We start from the raw sequence: 20,141 nt of genomic DNA on the forward strand, positions 1-20,141 counted from the left end.
CCTCAGCGCCGTTCCCGTGTGCAGCGACGTTTCCGTCGTTGCGAGCCGCCCATTATAGCGGGCTTTTCCGCTTCGTCAACACCTTTTTTCAAGGCCGTCTCACCGAAGTGGACGTTGTTGACTCTGCTGCTTCGACGTTGAACCCGAAGGCGTTTCGTCGTTGCGAGCCGCCTATTATGCCGGACTTTTCGAGTCCGTCAACACCTTCGTTCGATTAAATCGTTCGGCGGTGGTGGCGTGCTGTTTCCGCTCTGTTTTCCGAAGAAAGCGTTGCGTTGCAGCGAGGGAGCGAATTGTAGAGATCCTGCAGGATTCGTCAACACCTTTTTTCAATTTGATGACACTCGCTTTGCTGCGTGGTGTCGGCGGGGGTGCTGGCGCCGGCGCTGTGCTGCCGCGCGCGCGTTGCGCGCACGGCAGCACAGCGGGTATCAATGGAGGGGTCTTGCAGGGAACACACAACAATGGATGCGCTCGTACGCCGCCCGTGGTGGCGCGATCTCTCGCTGCCCGCTGTAGTGGCCGGCTTCATTACCGTCCTGGTGGGCTTCGCCAGTTCAGCGGTGATCGTCTTCCAGGCGGCCCAGGCCGTCGGTGCCGATCAGCGTGAGATCGCTTCATGGATGTGGGCGCTTGGCCTCGGCATGGGCGTTACCTGTATCGGCCTTTCACTGCGCTATCGGATTCCGGTCGTCACTGCATGGTCCACCCCCGGTGCCGCGATGCTGGTGGTGGGTGCGGGTGGCGTCAGTCTGGCCGAGGCGATCGGTGCGTTCCTGCTCGCGGCTGTCCTCGGTGCGCTCCTCGGCTTCTCCGGCATCTTCGCCAAGGTGATGAAGCGTGTGCCGATGGCATTGGCGGCCGGCATGCTGGCTGGCGTCCTGTTGCGGTTCGGGCTGGATGTGTTCGTCTCCATGGGGTCCCAGTTCGGTATGGGCGTGGCGATGTTCGCGACCTGGCTGGTCGGTCGGCGCTGGCTGCCCCGCTATGCGGTGATCCTTACCCTGGCGGTCGGCATTGCCTTCGCGGTGGCGCAGGGACAGCTTCATCTGCAGGGCGTGACCCTGCAGCTGGCCGTGCCGGTGTGGACCACGCCGCAGCTGAGCTGGGCGGCGGTGGCCAGTGTGGCCCTGCCCTTGTTCGTGGTCACCATGGCCTCCCAGAATATTCCCGGTGTCGCGGTGATCCGCGCATCTGGCTATCAGGCACCTATCTCGCCGGTGATCGGTTGGATCGGCGTCGTCAATGCGGCACTTGCTCCTTTCGGTGCGTTCGCGCTGAACCTGGCGGCGATCACCGCCGCGATCTGCATGGGGCGGGAGGCGCATGAGGATCCTGCGCGTCGTTACACCGCGGCGATGGCGGCTGGCGGGTTCTACCTGCTGGTGGGTCTGTTCGGCGCAACGGTTGCGGCGGTGTTCGCCGCCTTCCCCAAGGAACTGATCGCGTGCGTGGCGGGGATCGCCCTGTTCGGCACCATCGGCAACAGTCTTGCCAGTGCGCTGGCCGTGGAGCGGGATCGCGAGGCGGCGCTGGTCACCTTCCTGGTGACCGCTTCCGGATTGGCATTGGGGGGAATCGGGTCGGCGTTCTGGGGGTTGGTGGCCGGTGGCGTGACGCTGATCGTGCTGCGACCGCGGGCGGCTTGATGCCCGGGCGGGTAAAGCCCCTGGGTAGTGCCGACTGGGTAGTGCCGACTTCAGTCGGCACCGTCGTTCAGCAGCCGACTGAAGTCGGCTCTACCTCGCTGCGTCGCGAAGCCGACTGAAGTCGGCTCTACCTTCTACAGTGGTTGCACGGTCAGGGTCTGCTTCAGCACATGCCGGCCGCCGGCGGGGACCGTGACCACATCCGGGCCGGCGTTGGCGGCTTCCAGGCAGACATAGTCACGCCAGCCGTCGCCGACGTCGGCCATCTTCGCGGCGGCCTCAGCGCCGGGGTTCCACGCTACCAGCGCGCGGCTGCCCTGGGTGTCGAGGGTGATCCGGCGCTTCATGACCGGATCACGCAGTACGTAGCGGCCCCCCGCCTGTGTATAGATGCGGTCGCTGCGCCCGGGATCGCGCGGGTCGCGCAGGTTCCAGGGGCCCTGCTGGCGTCGCGGCTGGGCGTAGTTCTCATACTTGTCGAGATAGTCCAGCCCGTCCACGCCCTCCACGTCCACGCGCGTGGCGTCACCGACGCGGAAATAGTTATGCAGGGCCTGGGTGATGCTGGCCGCGCTGCTGCCGGTGTTCTCGGTAACCAGGGTCTGCTCCAGGGTCGCGCCGATCACCAGCACCATCTGCAACCGCAACGCCAAGGTATCCAGCACAGGCGGTGCGAGGGTGAGTTCGATACGGCCGTCCGGCAGCGTGCGCGCCTGCTTCAGCTCCCATGGCAGGGTCCGTACGAACCCGTGTGACGGGACGTCGGTGCCCTGCCCCTGCCGACCGAAGTACGGCCAGCACACCGGGCTGCCGCCGCGGATGGGGGTGGGCAGCTCCGCGCGGCGCGGCGACAGCCACATCACGTCCTGTCCCCCTCTCGGGACGAAGGACAGCAGTTGGCCACCGAATACGCTGATGGCCGCGGTGGACTGTGGGGTTTCGACCAGCCAGGCATCGAGTCCCTGGAACTGGCCACTGGTGACGCCTTTGATCTGCTGCACGTTGGAAGCACTCCGCAGCGCCGGCGACTGGGCCAGCGCGGTGTAGTTGGAAGGAAGGGTGAAACGGGTGGCCGCAGGGGCCGCGGTGGACTCGGCCTGCAGCGCCTGCAGGATCCGCCGCCCGGCGCGACCGTCCGGCGTCGGCCAGCCCAGTCGTTGCTGTTCGGCCTGGATGGCGCGGCGGCTGGCCGTCCCGATCATGCCGTCGACCGGTCCAATGTCATGGCCGCGGGCGGCCAACAGGGTCTGCAACTGTCGGCGCTCACGGCGGCCCAGGCCAGGGTCATCGGTCGGCCACGCGGTGGCCAGCCCAGCCCCGCCGCGCAGCCGGTCGGCCAGGGTCGCGATCGCCAGGGCATAGCTTTCGGCGGCGTTGTAGCTGTAGATCGCATCGTAGTTGCGGAACACCAGCAATGCCGGTCCCTTGATCCCCGCCGGCAGCAGCAGGGCGGCGCGCGCATCGCCGGGCAACCCCGCCGGCGCGATGGCATCGCCCTGCAGCGTGGTCACGCCAAGCGCCTTCCATTCGGACACGGGGCGGCGCTGGGTGCGGCCGGCCTGGTTGACGGCGAATCCTGCCGGCACGCGTACTTCCATGCCCCAGGGTTCACCGGTCCGCCAACCAGCACGCTTGAGATAATTGGCGGTGGACGCCAGCGCGTCCGGAATGCTCGCCACCAGGTCGCGACGTCCATCGCCGTCCCCGTCCACTGCAATACGGGCATACGTGCTGGGCATGAACTGGGTGTGGCCGAACGCACCGGCCCACGATCCCACCAGCCCTTCACCCTGCAGGTCACCTTGGTGGATCAGTTTCAGCAGCGCCAGCAGTTCGCCACGGAAGAAGGCCTGGCGTCGCCCGGCGCAACTCAACGTGGCCAAGGACTGCAACAGGGGCCGCTTGCCGAACACGCGTCCGTAATCGCTCTCGACGCCCCATACGGCCACGATGGTCGCCGGGTCGACACCGTACTCGGCAGACACGCGCTGCAGCAACGCTGCGTGCTGCGCCAACATGGCCCGTCCCTCTTCCACCCGCTGGTCATCCACCAGGGCAGCCAGGTAATCCCAGATCGGCGTGGTGAACTCCGGTTGCGCATCAAGCAGGTCAAGCACGGTCGGATCCGGTTGCACCGGCGACATCATCGCGGTGAAGCGCTCTGCCGGGATGCCCTGCTTCAGCGCGGCACCCTGCAGGGTGGACAGGCAGGTCGCGAAGGCGGGATCGACCTGCTGGGCATAGGCCATCGGACTTGCCGACACCGCGACCAGCAGGATCAGGGAGCGCTTGAACATGGATATCCTCCGTGCCGCCATGGCCCGGTCATCATAGCGGCAGCGGTGCCGACTCAGCGGCGTTGCAGCAGGCGCAGGCCGAATGCCGGCTCAGGTGCAACCGAATCCCACCGGCCGACGATCTGCAGATCCGCCGCGTCAAGCAACTGCTGGAAGCTCGCCTCGGTGTATTTGTGGCTGTATTCCACCTGGATGGCGTCGCCGGGCGCGAAGTGGAACTGCTGGCCCGCCACGGTGACATCCTGCTCACGGTCACTGACGAGTTGGGTTTCAATCCGCAGGTTCGGCACGCTGTAGCGCGCGCGGTGATGGAAGGCCTGCAGGTCGAAGTCGCTGCCGATCTGTTGGTTGAGCCGCCGCAGCAGGTTCAGGGTGAACGCTGCGGTGATCCCGGCGGCATCGTTGTAGGCGGCCTCGACGGTCGCGGTGTCCTTGTGCAGGTCGATGCCGATCAAGGCCATCCCCTCGCGTCCCATGGTCTGGTGCATGGCACGCAGCAGGGTGATGGCTTCGGCCTGCTCGAAGTTGCCCAGCGTGGAACCGGGAAAAAACATCAGCCGACGGCGCGGCTCTTCTTCTGGTTCCGGCACCTCCACCGGGTGGGTGAAGTCGGCGCAGACCGGCAGCATCTCGATCGCCGGCAAGGCAGGCGCCAGATGGTCGATGCTGGACAGCAGCGCTGCACGGGATATTTCGATGGGGGTATAGGCCACCGGTTCCCGCAAGGCCTCCAGCAGCAGCGCGGTCTTGCGGCCACTGCCGCTGCCCAGCTCCACGACATGCGCCTTTTCGCCGACTGCGCGGGCGATGTCCGGCAGGCACCGGGCCAACAGGGCAAGCTCGGTGCGCGTGGGGTAGTACTCCGGGGTGCGGGTGATCTGCTCGAACAGCGCAGAGCCGGCGGCATCGTAGAAATACTTCGAGGGCAGCCGCCGTGGCTGGCTGGACAGGCCACGGAGTGCATCCTCCAGCACGCGCTCGCGGCTGGGGGTCAGGTCGGTAAGCGCCTGCCGCGCCGCATGTACGGTACTCATTGAACGTTACTCACTGAAGGTCGCGGGCCAACCGCACACCGGCAAACTGCCAGCGCGCGGAAGGATTGAAGAAATTGCGGTAACTGGCGCGGACGTGGCCCCGGGGCGTGGCGCAGGAGCCGCCGCGCAGGATCCACTGGCCGGACATGAACTTGCCGTTGTACTCGCCCAGGCTGCCAGGGAAGGTCCGGAAGCCCGGATAGGGGCCGTACGCACTGCTGGTCCATTCCCACACGTCCCCGTGCATCTGCTGCAGCCCGCGGTCAGGCGAGGCGGCCGCACTGGGATGCAGACGGTCATCGTCAGCGAAATGCCCGTCCGTCGCCTGCTCAGGCGCCGCCGCTTCCCATTCGAACTCGGTGGGCAGACGTGCACCGGCCCACCGCGCGTAGGCGTCAGCCTCGTAGTAACTGATATGGCACACCGGGGCATTCGGATCCAGTGCGCGCCAGCCGCCCAGCGTGTACTCGCGCTCCAGCGCGTCATCCCAGTACAGCGGATGCTGCCAGCCTTCGGCCTGGCTCAAGGTCCACCCCTCGCTCATCCAGAGCTGGACCTGACGGTAGCCACCGTCGGCAATGAACGCAGCGAACTCCGCGTTGTTGACCGGCCGGCTGGCCAACGCGTGGGCGGGCACGATGACGCGATGGGGGGGCGACTCATTGTCATACGCGAATGCAGCGTTGTCCGGCCACGCCGGTGCGCCGATCCACGCAATGCGCTCTGGGCTCTCGATCCACTGCAACGGCTGCAGGCTGCCGGTGGTTACCGCCAGGTCCTCGCGATATGCCGGCTGCAGCGGATTGCTCCACAGCGCGTGCTTGATATCGGTCAGCAGCAACTCCTGGTGCTGCTGCTCGTGCTGCAGCCCCAGCTGCAGATGATCCAGCGTTTCGTCGTCCAGGACTTCGCGGCGCAGCAGGTTGAGCACCTGCTCGTCGATATGCGCGCGGTATCGGCCCACCTGGTCGAGACTGGGCCGCGACAGAAGGCCGCGCTGCGGCCGCGCATGCGCCGGGCCGATGGTCTCGTAGTAACTGTTGAACAGGAAATGCCATTCCGGCTGCAGCGGCTGGTAGCCGGGCTGCGTACCGAGCACGAAGCGTTCGAAGAACCACGTGGTGTGGGCAAGATGCCACTTGGTCGGGCTGGCATCGGCCATGCTCTGCACCATCGCATCCTCGGCGCTCAGCGGCGCGGCCAGGGCGAGGCTGCGTTGGCGCACGTGGGCGAAATGGTCTGCCAGCAGGGCGTGGCGGGACGAGGCGGAGGGGACGGTAGCGAGCGATCTGTTCACCCCCGCAAGCTTCGGGGAGCCGGGGTGAGGATGACGTCATCGGCTCGTTTCGTCAGGGTGTCGGCCGCGGTGTGGAGCCCATCAGATCGCGTCGAGGTAGAACCAACGTCCGTCGCGGCGGAGGAAGCGGCTGTGCTCGGTCATCTTTACCGCGCTGCCGCCGCCTATCCGATAGCGTGCGGTGAAACGCACCTGGGCGGTGTCCCCCTCGTGGGTGTGCGCATGCACGGTCAGGCCCAGCCATTGGGTTCGCTGGCCGGGTTCATCCTGAACCGACAACCCGGTCGGGCGCGTATCCGTTGCCCAGCTGTCCAACAGGTAGTCCGCCCGCTGCAACACATAGGCGCTGTAGCGCGAACGCATCAGGCTGGCGGCATCCGGGGCGGGCGTGCCGGCGTGATAGCGGCCGCAGCAGTCCGGGTAGGCCTTGCCGAGGTCGCAGGGGCAGGTGGCGGGCGTATTCTGGTTCATTTCGCTATTTTTGCACGGCCGGGCTGCGGCCGCGCTGCTGGACACGGGGCAGTGGGCGTATCCTGTCGCCCCGCTCTGCAGGCTGTGACCCGTGCTGGAACTGATCCCCCCCGAGCTCTGGTGGCTGGTGGCCATCGCGTTCATCGCCGGCCTGGTGGATGCAGCCGTCGGTGGCGGCGGCCTGGTGCAGTTGCCGGGCTTGTTCACGGTACTGCCGCAGCACACGCCGGCGATGCTGTTCGGTACCAACAAATTCAGTTCGGCCTTTGGTACGGGCGCCGCAGCGTGGCGCTATGCGCGCAATGTGCGCTTTCCGTGGCGCCCGGTCCTGTTCGCGGCGGCGACGGCCTTCGTGTTTTCGTTCCTGGGAGCGACGGCGGTCAGCCTGCTGCCGAAGGACGCCGTGCGACCGCTGGTGCTGGTGCTGTTGATCGCCATGCTGGGCTATACGCTGTGGAAGAAGGATTTCGGCGCGCTGCACCGACCCCGTGACGTGGGGCGTCGCGAACTGTGGATCGCGTTGGCGATCGGCGCGGCGATCGGCTTCTACGACGGGTTCTTCGGACCCGGCACCGGCAGCTTTCTGATTTTCCTGTTCGTGCGCTTCTTCGGGCTGGATTTCCTGCGCGCGTCTGCGGCATCCAAGGTGGTCAACGTGTCGACCAACGTGGCCGCGCTGTCTTTCTTCGTCCCCACCGGTAACGTGCTGCTGATCTTCGCCCTGCCGATGGCGGTGGCGAACATCGTGGGATCGGTGGTGGGAACACGGCTGGCGTTGCGCGGCGGGACGCCGTTGATCCGCAAGCTGTTCGTGGGACTGGTGGTGGTGCTGATCGCGCGGATGGGCTGGGATACGTTCGCCTGATCCCGTCGAGGTAAGCCGACCTCGGTAGCACCGAGCCGTGCTCGGCGAGCGCGCAGCGCGGTCTGTGTCGGCGGCCGCGAAGTCGGTCGGGGGCATGGCCAAGAGCAGCCGACTGAAGTCGGCTCTACCTGGGCGTCATGCCTCGCAGACGAGGAGCATCGTGGACGACGAGCCGGTAGCGCCGAGCCGTGCTCGGCGAGCGCGCAGCGCGGCCTGTGTCAGGGGCCGCGAGGTCGGTCGGGGCGCGTGACCAAGAGCAGCCGACTGAAGTCGGCTCTACCTGGGCGTCATGCAGCGCGGCCTGTGGCTCAGGCGGGTTCCGGTTCGCTGGCCTGCTGGCGACTGCGTTCGGGCAACTTCAGGCGCTTGCCGTCTTCGTCGTACTCGATCAGCAGCACGCCGGAGTCGTGGCGGCCGCTGATCTCGACGAAGCAGGCGCCGCCGATGAAGGGCTCCAGCGTCATCACTGATTTCAGCGGCGTGGCCACCACCATCTGGAAGCCGAAGTTGTCGAAGATGTTCATTGCCAGTGCGGTGAACTCGTTGTCGGCCTTGTCGAAGGCCTCGTCGAGCACCACCGCGGCATAGCTGGGCAATTGCCCATCGGCGCCACCCAGCTGGTAACGCAGGGCCGCCGCCAGGCAGGTGGTGGCCAGCTTCTGCCGCTGACCGCCGGACTTGCCGGCACCGCTGCGATAGATCTCGACCTGCTGGCGCGTCGCCGCATCCAGTTCCACACCGATGAACTCGACGTGCATGCGCACATCCAGCACCAGCTCGCGCCAGCGCTTGTCCTCACCTTCCTGCGAACCCAGGCGGTTGACCAGCACGCGCAGCACGGCGAACTGGGCTTCGGCCAGCTCGCGCTGTTCGGTCTGCTGCTGGGTCAACACCTCACGCAGCTGATGATGGAACTCCAGCACTTCCGGCAGGCGACGGTCGCTGAGTTCGATGGTCAGCAAGGTCCCGCGGTTGAACGGCACCTGTTCCAGGCTGGCGTTGACCTCGTCCAGACGCTGGCCGATCGACTTGCGGGCTTCGGCACTGTGTCGCTGCAGCGCAAGCAGATTGTTCTTGCTCTGGTTCTGCAGCAGATCGAAGAAGCGTTCCTCATGCTGCGGCAGGCCGTCGCGCTCCAGCCGCTCCAGACGTGCGAGGAAATCGTCTGCCGACGCCACCGACACCGTGAAGTCACCGGATTCCTCCGGCCAGCCCTGCACGAAGCGGCGGAAGCAGCCGAGCAGCTGGTTCTCCACGCGGTTGACGTCCTGCTGCGATGACGACAGCGCTTCGTTGAGTGAATTGCTGACCTGGCGCATGTGCGCCTCGAGCGTCTCCAGGCTCAGTGGGCCCAGTGCATCCAGCCGTGCCTGCAGGCCGGCTTCCTGTGTGCTGCCCAAGGCGGGCAGTATCAAGGCGCGACTCTGCTGGCGGGCCCGGTCCAGCCGGTCGCGCTCCTTGACCAGTTGGCCGCGCTCCACCCGGGTGTCTTCGTAGGTGCGGCGTGACTGTTCGATATCCGCGCGCGCGGCGTCGATCTGGCGGGCCAGCTTTTCCAGATCGGCATTGCCTTCACGCAGGTCGCGCAGGGTGGCTTCGATGTCGGCCAGGCGCTGCTGCGGGGTCGCGATGTCGATCTCGTTCCAGCTCATGCCCACCAGTTGGTGGCACGCCAGGCGGCGATCGTTGTCGAGGTCGCGCTGCGCACGCAGGCGGGCGACGTCCTCGTCGCAGCCCGCGATGCGCAGGGCAAGCTCCTGCGCTTCCTTCTCGAACACCGCCAGCTTGTCGCGGTTGTTGAAGCCCAGCAGCCAGCGGCGGCGGTCGGTGACGGCGCTGCGGTCATCCTTCTCGAAGCGGTCGCCCGGGTGCTTGACCTGGCCTTCGCGGGTGATGCCGCGTTCCACGTTGCGCAGCTGACGGGCATCCACGCACTCGTAGTCGAAGCGCTTGCCCAACTCGCGGCGCAGCCAGCCTTCGAAGACGTGGTCGCGCAGCTCCAGCTTGTGCAGCAGCGAGCGCGGCGACGGATCGCGGGCAAACGCCTCGTCGTTGCGGCGCACGCGGTAATAGGTGAAGCGCATGCCGAGGTGGGTACGGTTCACCCAGTCGGCGACTTCGTTGTAATGCTTGTCATCGACCAGCAGCGACTGCGCGAAACCGAACAGGACGCGCTCGATCGCGCCCTGCCAGGCGAGGTCGTCCTGCCCTACCTGGATCAGTTCGCCCACGAAGGGCAACGCCGCTTCCGGCAACCCGGTCTCTTCGACCAGTCGCGCACGCAGTTTCTGCAGCGGCGCAGGAATGCTGGAGGTGTTGCGCTGCATGGCATCAAGTTCGGCACGCACATCGCCGAAGCGACGCTCGTCATCGCGCCGCCCCCCCAGCCGTTCGCTGATCGCATCGTCCAGCGCCGATGAGGCGCGCTTGCGGTCCAGCAGCTCGTTCGATGCGTGCTCGACCAGCTCGGCAAAGCCGTGGGCATCGTCGGGCAGGGCTTTCTGCAACTGCGCTGCCGCCTCGCGGGCCTGGGCCAGCTTCGCATCGCGACGGTCACGCTCGGCCTCCGCACGCCCCTGCTCGCGTTCCAGCTCCTCGATGCGTTCGCCACCTTGCTGGCGGCGCTGCAGTTCCAGCTCTCCGAGTTTGGCCTGGTGGTTGTCCAGCGCTGCGCGCCGCTGCGATTCCTCACCCAGCAGGCCGCGGTCACGGGTATCCAGCTCGCGCAGACGCGCGTCGATCAGCTGTTGCCGACGGGTCTCACGGAAGCTGTCGATGCCCAGCTTGAGCGTCTCATCGTCGGCACGCCGACGGTTCATGGCCTTCAGTTCGTTGTAATGCGCGCGCGCCGGCGACAGGGTTTCGACCTGGCGACGGGCGGTGACCACGGCTTGGTGCGCGCCGTCCAGTTCGGCGAAGTCGTTGACCAGCCGCTCGGCCGCGTCGAAGGTCTTCGGCGTGTCCAGCATGAAGTCGCGCAGGAAGACGTTGAGGTCACCCAGGTTCTTCGCTGACTGGGTCTTGTGCAGCAAGCGCAGGGCCATCTCGTTGTCGATGCCCAGCAGGTGGCGGAAACGCTCGGCATAGGCGGCGAAGCTGTCGAAGTGATGCACGTCGGCGAGCTTCTGCTTCAGCTTGCGCAGGTCCAGGTCGAAGCCGCCCAGATCCTTGGCGACGTCGAACGGACGTTCGGCCACCATGTAGTGCTTGCGCACATCGGCGGCCGTGGTGCCGTTGCCGGCGATCCAGAACAGGCGCACCAGGCTGACCACGCGGCCATCGCCACTGCGATACTCCAGCACCACGGCCGTCCAGGTAGCGCCCTTGCGCAGGTATTGGGTGGCGATCTCACCGGTGCCGCGGTCCTGCTGGTCGGCCCATGCGCCGCGCACGTACGACACCAGGTTGCGGTCGCGGCCACTGCGTTCGGCTTCGCGCGCCGCCGCGTTGAAGTCGACGATCGCCGGCGGCACCAACAGTGCCGACATCGCGTCGAGCAGGGTGGACTTGCCCGAGCCGGAACGGCCGACGAACAGGAAACCGCGCTCGGCGATCGGCACTTCGGTGAGGCCGTTGAAGGTGCCCCAGTTGTGCACCTGCAGGCGGCGCATGCGGAACTGCTGCTGGCGCGCGTCGGGCTGGCCTTCGTTGAACAGGGCGGGGGTGTGCTTGGAAATGGCCATGGCGTGCTTCCGTGGTTCAGGCTTCGGCGGCCGGGGTCTCGCGCAGCTGGCGGTACACCGCCGACAACGCCGAAACGTCCTCGGCCGAGAACAGCAGCTTCAAGGCCGGTGACACTTCGTGGCGGTCTTCCTGGCCGGCAAGGCGGGTCAGGATGTGGTTGTCTTTCATCTTCTGCACGGCACTGGCGACGCGGCGGTTGAAGCCGGCGCGGTCGGTGGACAGGTTCTTCTCGTAGACCGCCAGCGCTTCGGCCATCTCGGCGTCGGCGACGACCGCGCGATTGCCGCGCGCATCGGCCTCACCCAGCTGCTGGCGCAGGTACAGCAGCAGCACCGAGTCGATGAAGGTCAGCGGCGAGGTGCGCAGCAGGACCGGCGTATCCAGATCTTCGGTATCGGCCTGGCGGGTGAAGGCGACGCCGCTTTCGCGGTCAAGCACCAGCTCCAGGAACAGGTCGGCCAACGCGGTGCGCAGGGCGGCTTCGTTGCGCAGCAGCGCCGGCCACAACTTGGCGTGGCGCTGCTGGTCGATGCTCGGCCCGATCAGCAGCTGGCACAGCGCGCGGCGCGCATCCACCGGCAGACGGCCGGTGTCGCCCAGATACAGCACGTCGTTGCCACGGCGCGGCAGCGGAGTCACCACCACCGGCTCGGCGTCGTGCGGTTCTTCGTCCCGCCCCAGGCCTGCGGTGTTGATCGGATCTTCATTCCAGCTCATGGCGTTTCTCCTGGGTGAACCAAACCAGCGGGATGCGGGCGCGCCGCCAGTGACCGTCCCCACCGCGCCAGTGCGCGAGCTCCTGCTCGCCCTCGACGACGCGGCCGAAGCGCGTACCCAGCGACAGGTAACCGATGACGCTGCCCAGCCCCTGCGGCGCTTCGCGCTGAGACAGGGCCTGGGCAATACTCAGCTGCGGCTGCATGCCCAGCAGGTCGTGCAGGTCGCGGCGCAGGGTGCGGAAGTCGATTTCCGAGGAAGCTACCAGGTCGCCGACGCTTTCCAGGCTGATCGCCGCGATGTCGTTGCGTTGCACGCTGCCATCGACCTGCGCGCTGCGCGGATCGTGCAGCTTCCACTGCGACCACGAACGCAGGCGGGTGGTGGTCAGCTGCAGGTCGCGGCCGATGGCGCGCTGTGCGGGGAATTCATCGCGCAGCGCCAGCGCCTCACCCTGGGCCTGCTTGAGCAACTGGTTGAGGCGGCGCTGCTCCAGGTAGCCGCGGCTCTGCACGAACCCGCGCAGGCTGCGCGCGAAGTGCTGCAGCACGTCGTGCACCTGGCCACCGCGCTCGAGCATGGTGCCGGTGAACCCGCGCAGGAAGGCACGTTCCTGGCGGTCCAGCCGCCGCGCGAAGCCACGCGCAAGCACGCTCTCCAGGGCGGCGTCGAGCTGCGCACTCTGCTCTGCGTCGTTCAGCAGTCGCCAGAAGGCCTGGAAGCTGCGCCCGGCGTCACTGTCACCGATCACATCCACGCCCTCGAACAGCTTGGACAGCACGTCGCCACGCTCACCCTCGTCGTCGATGATGCGCTCGCGGAACTCGCGGTTCAGGCGCTCGAAGTCATCGCGGACGCGGCGGAAATCTTCAGTCAGTTCGTCGGCCAGGCCGATGATCTGGCGGGCCCGCTCCAGCGCGCGCTTGCCGTCCAGCGCAGCGACACGGCCCTCGCCGACCCGCGCGATTTCCGCGTCGATGCGATCGCGTTCGTCGCGCAGCGCGGACAACCGCGCATCGGGATCGGCTTCAGTCTGCGCGGCCAACTGGGACAACTGGTTGATCACCAGCGCCAGGCGGCTTTCAGTGGCGGCGACGCGGCTCTGCTCCAGGCTGTCGGCAAAGCGGATCGCCTGCAGGGCCTGGGTGGACAGTTCGTACTGTTCCTGGTCGGCGCCTTCGGGCAAGCGGCGCTCCAGCCAGCCCTGGGCGAGCCAGTGCGCCACGTACGCCTGCGCGGTGCGCGGCAGCTCACGGGACAATTCTTCGCCATTGAGCTGATCCAGCGCACGCTGCAGCCGCTCGTGCAGGACGGCGGCCGGCAATGTGCGCTCACCGTCCATCAGCAGGGCCTGCAACAGGCCGATGATCTCCGGGGCGTGGGCGGCGGCCAGCAGCTTCCACTGTGGCTGCTCGCGCAGGTGACGGTAACGGATGATGCGATCGCGGTGCTTCATGCAGCAGGAGGATCCGGAAAGACGGTCAGCGGCAGCCAGGTGTGCAGCTGGAACGGTGCCCGCCGTGACGGCAGGCACCGGGCCGGCGACCTGCTCAGCGCTTGCCGCCGACTTCGATGAAGCGCAGGAACTCGGCGCGGGTGCGGGCATCTTCGCGGAAGCTGCCCAGCATCTTCGAGGTGACCATGCTGACGCCCCGTTTGTGGATGCCGCGGGTGGTCATGCACTCGTGCGCGCCTTCCACGACGACGCCGACACCGATCGGCTGCAGCACGTCCTGGATGCACTGGGCGATCTGCGCGGTCATCTTTTCCTGCACCTGGAAGCGGCGCGCGTAGGCTTCCACCACGCGTGCCAGCTTGCTGATGCCCACCACTTTGCCTGCCGGCAGGTAGCCGACGTGCACCCGACCGATGATCGGCGCCATGTGGTGCTCGCAGTGGCTTTCATATTCGATGTCGCGCAGCACGATCAGCTCGTCGTAGCCGGCGACCTCTTCGAAGGTCCGCTCCATGTAGGCGCGCGGATCATCGCGGTAGCCACTGAACCAGTCGCCATAGGCTTCGGCCACCCGTCGCGGGGTGTCCAGCAGGCCTTCACGGGTCGGGTCTTCACCGGCCCAGCGCAGCAGGGTGCGCACGGCCTCTTCGGCCTGCGTCTGGCTGACATCGCCTTGCGGCGCCTTGGAATTCTTGTCGTTGCTCATTGCGGACGGCTTCCCGGATGGGGCGAGCATGGTAGCCGACCGGAAGGCGGATCGTCCGGGATCCCGTTGCTTTTCATGCAGGAAGAAAGCGGTGGCATGAACAGAAAGCGGCCCTGTCCTATTGATAGGCATGAAATTAGTAGTATCCTATCTATCTGCCATGAATGATTCCCTCGACGAACGTACCCGGCTGCAGATGCAGCTCAGCTCCGGCCTGCTTCAGTCAGGGCGGCAATGGCAGCGCTTGGCCGATGGCACGCTGGGCAGCTATGGCATTTCCACCGCCTGCACCATGCCGCTGCTGATGATCGGCCGCTCGGGCGGTGGCATCCGCCAGGTCACCCTGGCCCAGCAGTTGGGCCTGGAAGGCCCCTCGCTGGTGCGCCTGCTGGACAAGCTGTCGGCCAGCGGGCTGGTGCGCCGTGAATGCGATGCCAGCGACCGTCGCGCCAACCTGCTGTGGCTGACCGATGCCGGCCAAGCGCTGGTCAGCGAGCTGGAAGAGAAGCTGATCGGGCTGCGCCAGGACGTGTTCGGCGAGCTGTCCATGGAAGAACTGCGCGCGGTGTTGAAGGTGTGGCACGTGCTGGCCGCCGCCGTCGATCGCATTACGTAAGCGCTGCACTCCCGGGCGACGCCGCTGCCGTGCAGACGCCAGTGGCTTTCGCCCGTTGCTGTTGATGTCCCTCCCCCCGTCTAGAAGCCAGATCCCTGCCGATGCCCGGTGAATTCAGTCTCCATGGCGTGTTTGTCCCGACCCTGCTCGGGCTGATGCTGGTGGCCTATGTGCTCAACAGCGGCCTGCGCGTGCTGCTGCAGCGCAGTGGCGCCTATCGGCTCGTCTGGCACCCCGCCCTCTTCAACCTGGCCCTGTACGGCATCGTGCTGGGCGGGTTGTTCCACCTCCTGCGTTGGATGCAATCGTGAACAAGATCGTCAAGAAAGCCCTGCCGCCGGTGCTGACCGTGCTGGCCGTGATCGTCGCGCTGCTGGTGCTGCGGCAACTGTGGGTCTACTACATGGACGAGCCGTGGACCCGCGATGCGCATATCGGCGCGGACGTCGTGCAGGTGGCCCCGGATGTATCCGGACTGGTTGAAGCGGTGGACGTGGCCGACAACCAGGCAGTGAAGAAAGGCGCGCTGCTGTTCGTGGTGGACCGGGCGCGTTATCGCATCGCCGTGGAGTTGGCGCGGGCGTCATTGGCCGAACGCCAGGCCGCGGTGGCGCAGCTGCGCCGGGAGATCGCCCGCGACCGCAGCCTGCAGGATCTGGTCGCCGGCGAAGATGCCGAAGTGCGCCGGGCCAAGCTGCAGGCTGCACAGGCCGCGCTGGCCACGGCGCAGGCAGCAGTGGACCTGGCCGAGCTCAATCTTGCGCGGACCGAAGTGCGGGCGCCGGCCGATGGCCAGATCAATGACCGCACCGTGCGCGTCGGCGACTACGTAACGGCCGGCAAGCCGGTGCTGGCCCTGCTGGACACCACCTCGTTCCGCGTGGATGGCTATTTCGAAGAGACGCGGCTGCGCGGCGTAGCCCCCGGCCAGTCTGTGGATATCCGGCTGATGGGTGAAAACGTGGCGCTGGTCGGCCATGTCGAGAGCATCGCCGCCGGCATCGAAGACCGGTACCGCACGGCGGGAAACAGCCTGTTGCCGAACGTGACCCCGGCCTTCGACTGGGTGCGTCTGGCCCAGCGTATTCCGGTACGCATCCGAATCGATGCCGTACCCGATGGCGTGCAGCTGATTTCCGGCCGCACTGCCACGGTGACCGTCAACGTGAAGGGCCACACGAAGGACACCGCTGCCACGGTGCCGGCGCGGGCCGCGCTGTGAGCGCGATGGTGCATACGCTGCGCCGCGTGGCGCTGGTCGTCGCGCTGACCGGCCTGGCGGCGTGCCGCACGCTGGGCCCGGATTACGCCGTGCCCGAGGCATCGGCCTTCCATCGGCCGCAGGCCAACGACGCCTTCATCGATACCGGCAACCCCGAGATTGCCGCGAGTGCCGACCTGCCCTCGCGCTGGTGGTCGTTGTATCAGGACCCCACGCTGGACGGCTTGGTTGAACAGGCGCTGCGGGACAACGTCGAACTGAAGGCCGCCGACGCGCATCTGCGGCGCGCCGCTGCCCTGTACGAGCAGGCGATGGATGCAGGGGGATTCGAGTACGAAGCAGAAGCCGGTGTCAGCCGGGCCCAGCTGTCTGCCGAATCGTTCCTGCTGGAGCACGAGCTGCCGCCGATCAACCTGGCCGACGGCAAGTTCGCGGTGAGCTATCAATTCGATCTGTTCGGCAAGCTCAGGCGTGGCGCGGAAGCGGCGCGCGCGGACGAACAGTCGGTCGCCGCAGCGCGCGATATTGCCCGTATCACCGTGGTGGCCGAGGTCGCCGACAACTACCTGGATATCTGCCACGCCAATCATGAGCTGCAGGTGGCCGCGCATTCCCTGCAACTGCAGCAGCGCGGCCGGGAGGTCACCGAGCGCCTGATCGCCGCCGGTCGCGGTACCGCCCCGGAGCTGGCGCGCGCGAATGCCCAGGTGGCGCTGCTGGAAGCCGCGCTGCCGCCGCTGCAGGCCAAGCGCCAAGCGGCGGCGTATTCGCTGGCGGCGCTGTTGGGGCAGACCCCGGGGCAATTGCCGCCAGGCGTGCTGGATTGCGCCCATGCGCCAGCACTGCAGCAGCCCCTGCCGGTCGGCGATGGCCGCGCGTTGCTGGCGCGCCGTCCCGATGTGCGCCAGGCCGAGCGCAAGCTGGCCGCCGCGACCGCGCGCATCGGCGTGGCGACTGCCGCGCTGTATCCAGATATCCGCCTGGGCGCATCGGTCGGTGCCGCTGGCCTGCTGGCCGACTTCGGCGAGCCGCTCACCCAGCAGTGGTCGTTCGGCCCACTGATCTCGTGGACCCTGCCCTCTTCCGGTACACGGGCCCGCATCCATGCCACCGAAGCCGGCGCTGACGCCGCGCTGGCCGAGTTCGACCACACCGTGCTGCAGGCGTTGCGCGAAACACAGACCGCGCTGGATCGCTATGCGCAGGATCTGCGTCGGCTGCAGTCGCTGCAGGTGGCGCAGCAGCAGGCCACGCTGGCCGCCGCGCAGAACCGCCGGTTGTACCAGGGGGGCCGCACGCCGTACCTGTCCAGCCTGGACGCCGACCGCAGCCTGGCCACCGCCGACGCCACGCTGGCCGAGGCGCAGGCACAGGTATCGCGTGACCAGATCCATCTGTTCCTCGCCTTGGGCGGTGGCTGGGATGCCGGCGCCGATGCCGCGCCCGCCGCCGCACCGACAGCGGCGAGGTAGACGCGATGTCCGTGCTGCTGGACCGCCAAGGCTGGCTGTTCTCGATCAAGACCTTCCTGGCGTCGATCACGGCGCTGTACATCGGGCTGGCTGGCAACCTGTCGCGGCCGTACTGGGCGATGGCCACGGTGTACATCGTCAGCCAGCCGCTGCTGGGCCCCACGCGGGCCAAAGGCTTGTACCGGATACTGGGTACGCTGCTGGCCGGCGTGGCCACGCTGATCATGCTGCCCCATCTGGTGGAAACCCCGCTGCTGCTCAGTGCGGCGATGTCGCTGTGGCTGGCCGGCTGCCTGTTCCTGGCGCTGTTGAACCGCGGCCCGCGGGGCTACGCCTTCCTGCTGGCCGGCTACACCACCGCCTTCATCGGCTTTCCTGCGGTCACCTCGCCGGAGATGATCTTCGACACCGTGGTGGCGCGCAGCGAAGAGATCATCCTCGGCACGGTCGTGGCGCTGTTGTTCGCTGCACTGGTGTTCCCGGCCTCGGTGCGGCCGATGCTGAGTGGCCGCATCAGTCGCTGGATGGACGACGCGGCGCAATGGTGTCGGCAGATCCTGGAAGGTGGCCGCGCGCACGCACCACGCAACCGGCTTGCCGCTGACCTGGTGCAGTTCGAGGCGCTGATCGAGTTCCTGCGCCGCGATGATCCACGCCATGCCGGCGCGGCCGTGTCGATGGCCCGCCTGCGCGAACGCATGCTGCTGTTGCTGCCCGTGCTGTCTTCGATTGCAGATCGGCTGGACGCGCTGCGTGGTAACGACAAGGCGCTGCCTGAGGATCTGCAGTCCGTGGTGGACGACACCCGCGAATGGCTGGTGGCTGACGATGCCACCGCTGCCGCTGGCCTGTACACGTCGCTGCGGGCACGCATCAGCGCATTGAAACCGCAGGTGGACGCTGACCTGCAGCGCCTGCAGCTGGCCACCCTGTTGCTGCGCCTGGAGGAGCTGGTGGACCTGTGGCAGGACTGCCGCATGCTGCACCAAGCCATCGAGCACGGCACGGCGCCGCGCGAGACGCCGCGTTACCGCATCCGCGCGCGCGCGGTGACCGACGCCCGCCACGTGGACTACGGCATGGCGCTGTTTTCCGCGCTCAGTGCCGGTATCGCGCTGATGAGCTACTGCGTGCTGTGGATCGGGCTCGGTTGGGAAGGAGGTGGCAATGGCGCGATGATGGCCGCCGTGGCCGCGGCGTTCTTCGCCGCACAGGACGATCCCGCACCGAGCATGATGTCTTTTCTGATATGGGCGGTCGTGGCGAGCATCGTGGCCGGCATCTACCAGTTCGGCATCTTTCCGGCGGTGCACGATTTCGGCCTGCTGGTGCTGCTGCTGGCCGTGGTGTTCCTGCCGCTGGGCCTGCTGCTGCACAACCCGAAGACGATGCTGTTCGCCCTGCCGTTGACGGTGAACCTGGTGGCCCTGCTCAGCGTGCAGAACACGTACAGCGGCAACATCCAGGGCTTCGTGAACTCGGCCGTGGCCATGTTCATCGGCATCGGGTTCGCGGTGGTGATGACCCGGTTGTTCCGCTCGGTGGGCGCCGAGTGGAGCGCGCGGCGCTTGGTACGCCAGGGCTGGGGCACGCTGGCCGAAGCCGCCGAAGGACGTGGCCAGCAGGACCGCGAACGCTTCGCTGCGCGCATGCTGGACCTGCTGGGCTTGCTGGCACCCCGGCTGGCCGCCACGCCGGAGGGCAGCGACATCGCCTCGGTGGACATGCTGACCGAGGCCCGCGTGGGGCTGAACATCCTGCAGCTGCGGCGCGCCCGGCTGGACCTGCCCGAGCGCAGCCGGGAGGCGGTGGAGCACATCCTGGCCGACATCGCGACGCACTACCGCCGCCAGGTTGCCGCCCGTCGGCCGGTACCGGGCGAGGCTGCGCTGCGCGAGCGGCTGGACGCCTCGCTGGCGCGGGTGGGCAGCGTGGCGGCCGGCAAGGCCCGCGATGAAGCCCTGATGGGGCTGGTCGGCCTGCGCTTCGCGCTGTTCCCCGCAGACCTGCCGGCGCGCGAAGGCAGCGCCGCGCTTCCTGCTTCGTAACCCGCCGGTCCTTTTCCGACGGTAGTCATCCCCCCGCAAGCACGGTCGCGCTACCCTGCGCGTCCGCGCTTGCTGCGCAACGTCAACAGGAAGATCCGATGAGCTACGACATGATGGTGTTCGACCCCGCCGTGGCACCGCGCGAAGCGGCTGCCTTCATCGCTTGGTACGAGAAGCAGACCGACTGGAACGAAGATCATGACCACGATGATCCCAAGGTCACCACCCCGGCTCTGCAGGCCTGGTTTGCCGAAATGGCCGAGCATTTCCCGCCGATGAGCGGCCCGCTGTCCGACGATGAGGACGACCGCGATGAAGTGACCGATTACAGCATCGCCGCGAGCGTGATCTATGGCTCCTTCGACGACGCCGTCGCCGAGCGCGCGCATGAAATGTTCCAGGTGCTGGCACACCAGCACGGCCTGGGCTTCTTCGATGCGAGCAGTGATGAAGCGGCGATCGTGTACCCGGACGGCACGGTGCTGGTGCTGGAGTAAGCGGGTGGAGCACCGTGGTTTGACCGCTTTGGTTTGACCGCTTTGGTTTGACCGCTTTGGCTTGGCTGCTTTGGTTTGGCTGCTTTGGTAGAGCCGACTTCAGTCGGCTG

15 protein-coding genes and 1 pseudogene are annotated in these 20,141 nt (G+C 67.2%); 8 read left to right on the forward strand and 8 right to left on the reverse strand.

Translation table 11 applies throughout. The annotated features are described in order from the left end of the window. The first annotated feature begins 464 nt into the window (after positions 1-464). Positions 465-1,649, forward strand: coding sequence for a benzoate/H(+) symporter BenE family transporter (locus ICJ04_RS17975; protein ID WP_188325503.1), 1,185 nt, complete (start codon positions 465-467; stop codon positions 1,647-1,649). 134 nt (positions 1,650-1,783) lie between these two features. Here the strand turns inward: ICJ04_RS17975 and ICJ04_RS17980 are convergent, their stop codons facing one another. From ICJ04_RS17980 to ICJ04_RS17995, 4 genes are all read right to left on the reverse strand, one after another. Next, positions 1,784-3,898: a lytic murein transglycosylase gene (locus ICJ04_RS17980; RefSeq protein WP_188327391.1), complete on the reverse strand. Its 2,115-nt coding sequence runs from the start codon at positions 3,896-3,898 to the stop codon at positions 1,784-1,786. A 101-nt stretch (positions 3,899-3,999) separates the two neighbouring features. Beyond that, positions 4,000-4,980: an L-histidine N(alpha)-methyltransferase gene (gene egtD, locus ICJ04_RS17985; RefSeq protein WP_188325504.1), complete on the reverse strand. Its 981-nt coding sequence runs from the start codon at positions 4,978-4,980 to the stop codon at positions 4,000-4,002. Between the two features lie 10 nt (positions 4,981-4,990). Continuing rightward, positions 4,991-6,277, reverse strand: coding sequence for an ergothioneine biosynthesis protein EgtB (gene egtB, locus ICJ04_RS17990; RefSeq protein ID WP_188325505.1), 1,287 nt, complete (start codon positions 6,275-6,277; stop codon positions 4,991-4,993). An 81-nt stretch (positions 6,278-6,358) separates the two neighbouring features. Continuing rightward, positions 6,359-6,748: a YchJ family metal-binding protein gene (locus ICJ04_RS17995; RefSeq protein ID WP_188325506.1), complete on the reverse strand. Its 390-nt coding sequence runs from the start codon at positions 6,746-6,748 to the stop codon at positions 6,359-6,361. A 91-nt stretch (positions 6,749-6,839) separates the two neighbouring features. On the opposite strand from ICJ04_RS17995, the gene ICJ04_RS18000 reads away from it, so the two are divergent. Next, positions 6,840-7,613: a TSUP family transporter gene (locus tag ICJ04_RS18000; protein WP_188325507.1), complete on the forward strand. Its 774-nt coding sequence runs from the start codon at positions 6,840-6,842 to the stop codon at positions 7,611-7,613. A gap of 308 nt (positions 7,614-7,921) precedes the next feature. Here ICJ04_RS18000 and ICJ04_RS18005 read toward each other — a convergent pair whose 3' ends face one another. From ICJ04_RS18005 to folE, 4 genes and pseudogenes are all read right to left on the reverse strand, one after another. Further along, entirely contained in the window at positions 7,922-11,296 is a 3,375-nt protein-coding gene (locus ICJ04_RS18005) for an SbcC/MukB-like Walker B domain-containing protein (protein WP_188325508.1), read from the reverse strand. A 16-nt stretch (positions 11,297-11,312) separates the two neighbouring features. After that, a pseudogene (locus ICJ04_RS18010) lies at positions 11,313-11,903 on the reverse strand (DUF4194 domain-containing protein); the annotation flags it as partial. Positions 11,904-12,000: 97 nt separating this feature from the next. Beyond that, positions 12,001-13,470: a DUF3375 domain-containing protein gene (locus ICJ04_RS18015; RefSeq protein ID WP_188325510.1), complete on the reverse strand. Its 1,470-nt coding sequence runs from the start codon at positions 13,468-13,470 to the stop codon at positions 12,001-12,003. Between the two features lie 94 nt (positions 13,471-13,564). Next, positions 13,565-14,176, reverse strand: coding sequence for a GTP cyclohydrolase I FolE (gene folE, locus ICJ04_RS18020; protein WP_188325511.1), 612 nt, complete (start codon positions 14,174-14,176; stop codon positions 13,565-13,567). Between the two features lie 160 nt (positions 14,177-14,336). Between folE and ICJ04_RS18025 the strand changes: the two genes are divergently transcribed. The 6 genes from ICJ04_RS18025 to ICJ04_RS18050 all read left to right on the forward strand — a co-directional run bounded on the left by ICJ04_RS18025 (position 14,337) and on the right by ICJ04_RS18050 (position 20,031). Continuing rightward, a complete protein-coding gene (locus ICJ04_RS18025) occupies positions 14,337-14,792 on the forward strand; it encodes a MarR family transcriptional regulator (protein WP_188325512.1) in 456 nt (151 codons plus the stop codon). Between the two features lie 101 nt (positions 14,793-14,893). Next, complete coding sequence (locus ICJ04_RS18030; protein WP_188325513.1) at positions 14,894-15,103, forward strand: DUF1656 domain-containing protein; 210 nt, start codon at positions 14,894-14,896, stop codon at positions 15,101-15,103. Further along, positions 15,100-16,014, forward strand: a complete 915-nt coding sequence (locus ICJ04_RS18035) for an efflux RND transporter periplasmic adaptor subunit (protein ID WP_188325514.1) — start codon at positions 15,100-15,102, stop codon at positions 16,012-16,014. The genes ICJ04_RS18030 and ICJ04_RS18035 overlap by 4 nt, the downstream gene beginning before the upstream one ends. Positions 16,015-16,019: 5 nt before the next feature. Continuing rightward, positions 16,020-17,486 (forward strand): efflux transporter outer membrane subunit, encoded by a 1,467-nt coding sequence (locus ICJ04_RS18040; protein WP_188325515.1) that lies wholly within the window; start codon positions 16,020-16,022, stop codon positions 17,484-17,486. 5 nt (positions 17,487-17,491) lie between these two features. After that, entirely contained in the window at positions 17,492-19,534 is a 2,043-nt protein-coding gene (locus ICJ04_RS18045; protein WP_188325516.1) for an FUSC family protein, read from the forward strand. 98 nt (positions 19,535-19,632) lie between these two features. Then, complete coding sequence (locus ICJ04_RS18050; RefSeq protein WP_188325517.1) at positions 19,633-20,031, forward strand: hypothetical protein; 399 nt, start codon at positions 19,633-19,635, stop codon at positions 20,029-20,031. Positions 20,032-20,141 lie beyond the last annotated feature (110 nt).

Origin of the sequence: Stenotrophomonas sp. 169 (assembly GCF_014621775.1) — a bacterium.
Classification (GTDB): Bacteria; Pseudomonadota; Gammaproteobacteria; order Xanthomonadales; family Xanthomonadaceae; genus Stenotrophomonas.

Excerpts from the sequence above, each read along its gene's own strand:
- ICJ04_RS17975 (WP_188325503.1), top strand. The coding sequence starts at position 465 with ATGGATGCGCTCGTACGCCGCCCGTGGTGGCGCGATCTCTCGCTGCCC.
- ICJ04_RS17980 (WP_188327391.1), bottom strand. The coding sequence starts at position 3,898 with ATGGCCTATGCCCAGCAGGTCGATCCCGCCTTCGCGACCTGCCTGTCC.
- egtD (WP_188325504.1), bottom strand. The coding sequence starts at position 4,980 with ATGAGTACCGTACATGCGGCGCGGCAGGCGCTTACCGACCTGACCCCC.
- ICJ04_RS17995 (WP_188325506.1), bottom strand. The coding sequence starts at position 6,748 with ATGAACCAGAATACGCCCGCCACCTGCCCCTGCGACCTCGGCAAGGCC.
- ICJ04_RS18005 (WP_188325508.1), bottom strand. The coding sequence starts at position 11,296 with ATGGCCATTTCCAAGCACACCCCCGCCCTGTTCAACGAAGGCCAGCCC.
- ICJ04_RS18015 (WP_188325510.1), bottom strand. The coding sequence starts at position 13,470 with ATGAAGCACCGCGATCGCATCATCCGTTACCGTCACCTGCGCGAGCAG.
- folE (WP_188325511.1), bottom strand. The coding sequence starts at position 14,176 with ATGAGCAACGACAAGAATTCCAAGGCGCCGCAAGGCGATGTCAGCCAG.
- ICJ04_RS18025 (WP_188325512.1), top strand. The coding sequence starts at position 14,337 with ATGAATGATTCCCTCGACGAACGTACCCGGCTGCAGATGCAGCTCAGC.
- ICJ04_RS18030 (WP_188325513.1), top strand. The coding sequence starts at position 14,894 with ATGCCCGGTGAATTCAGTCTCCATGGCGTGTTTGTCCCGACCCTGCTC.
- ICJ04_RS18040 (WP_188325515.1), top strand. The coding sequence starts at position 16,020 with ATGGTGCATACGCTGCGCCGCGTGGCGCTGGTCGTCGCGCTGACCGGC.
- ICJ04_RS18045 (WP_188325516.1), top strand. The coding sequence starts at position 17,492 with ATGTCCGTGCTGCTGGACCGCCAAGGCTGGCTGTTCTCGATCAAGACC.
- ICJ04_RS18050 (WP_188325517.1), top strand. The coding sequence starts at position 19,633 with ATGAGCTACGACATGATGGTGTTCGACCCCGCCGTGGCACCGCGCGAA.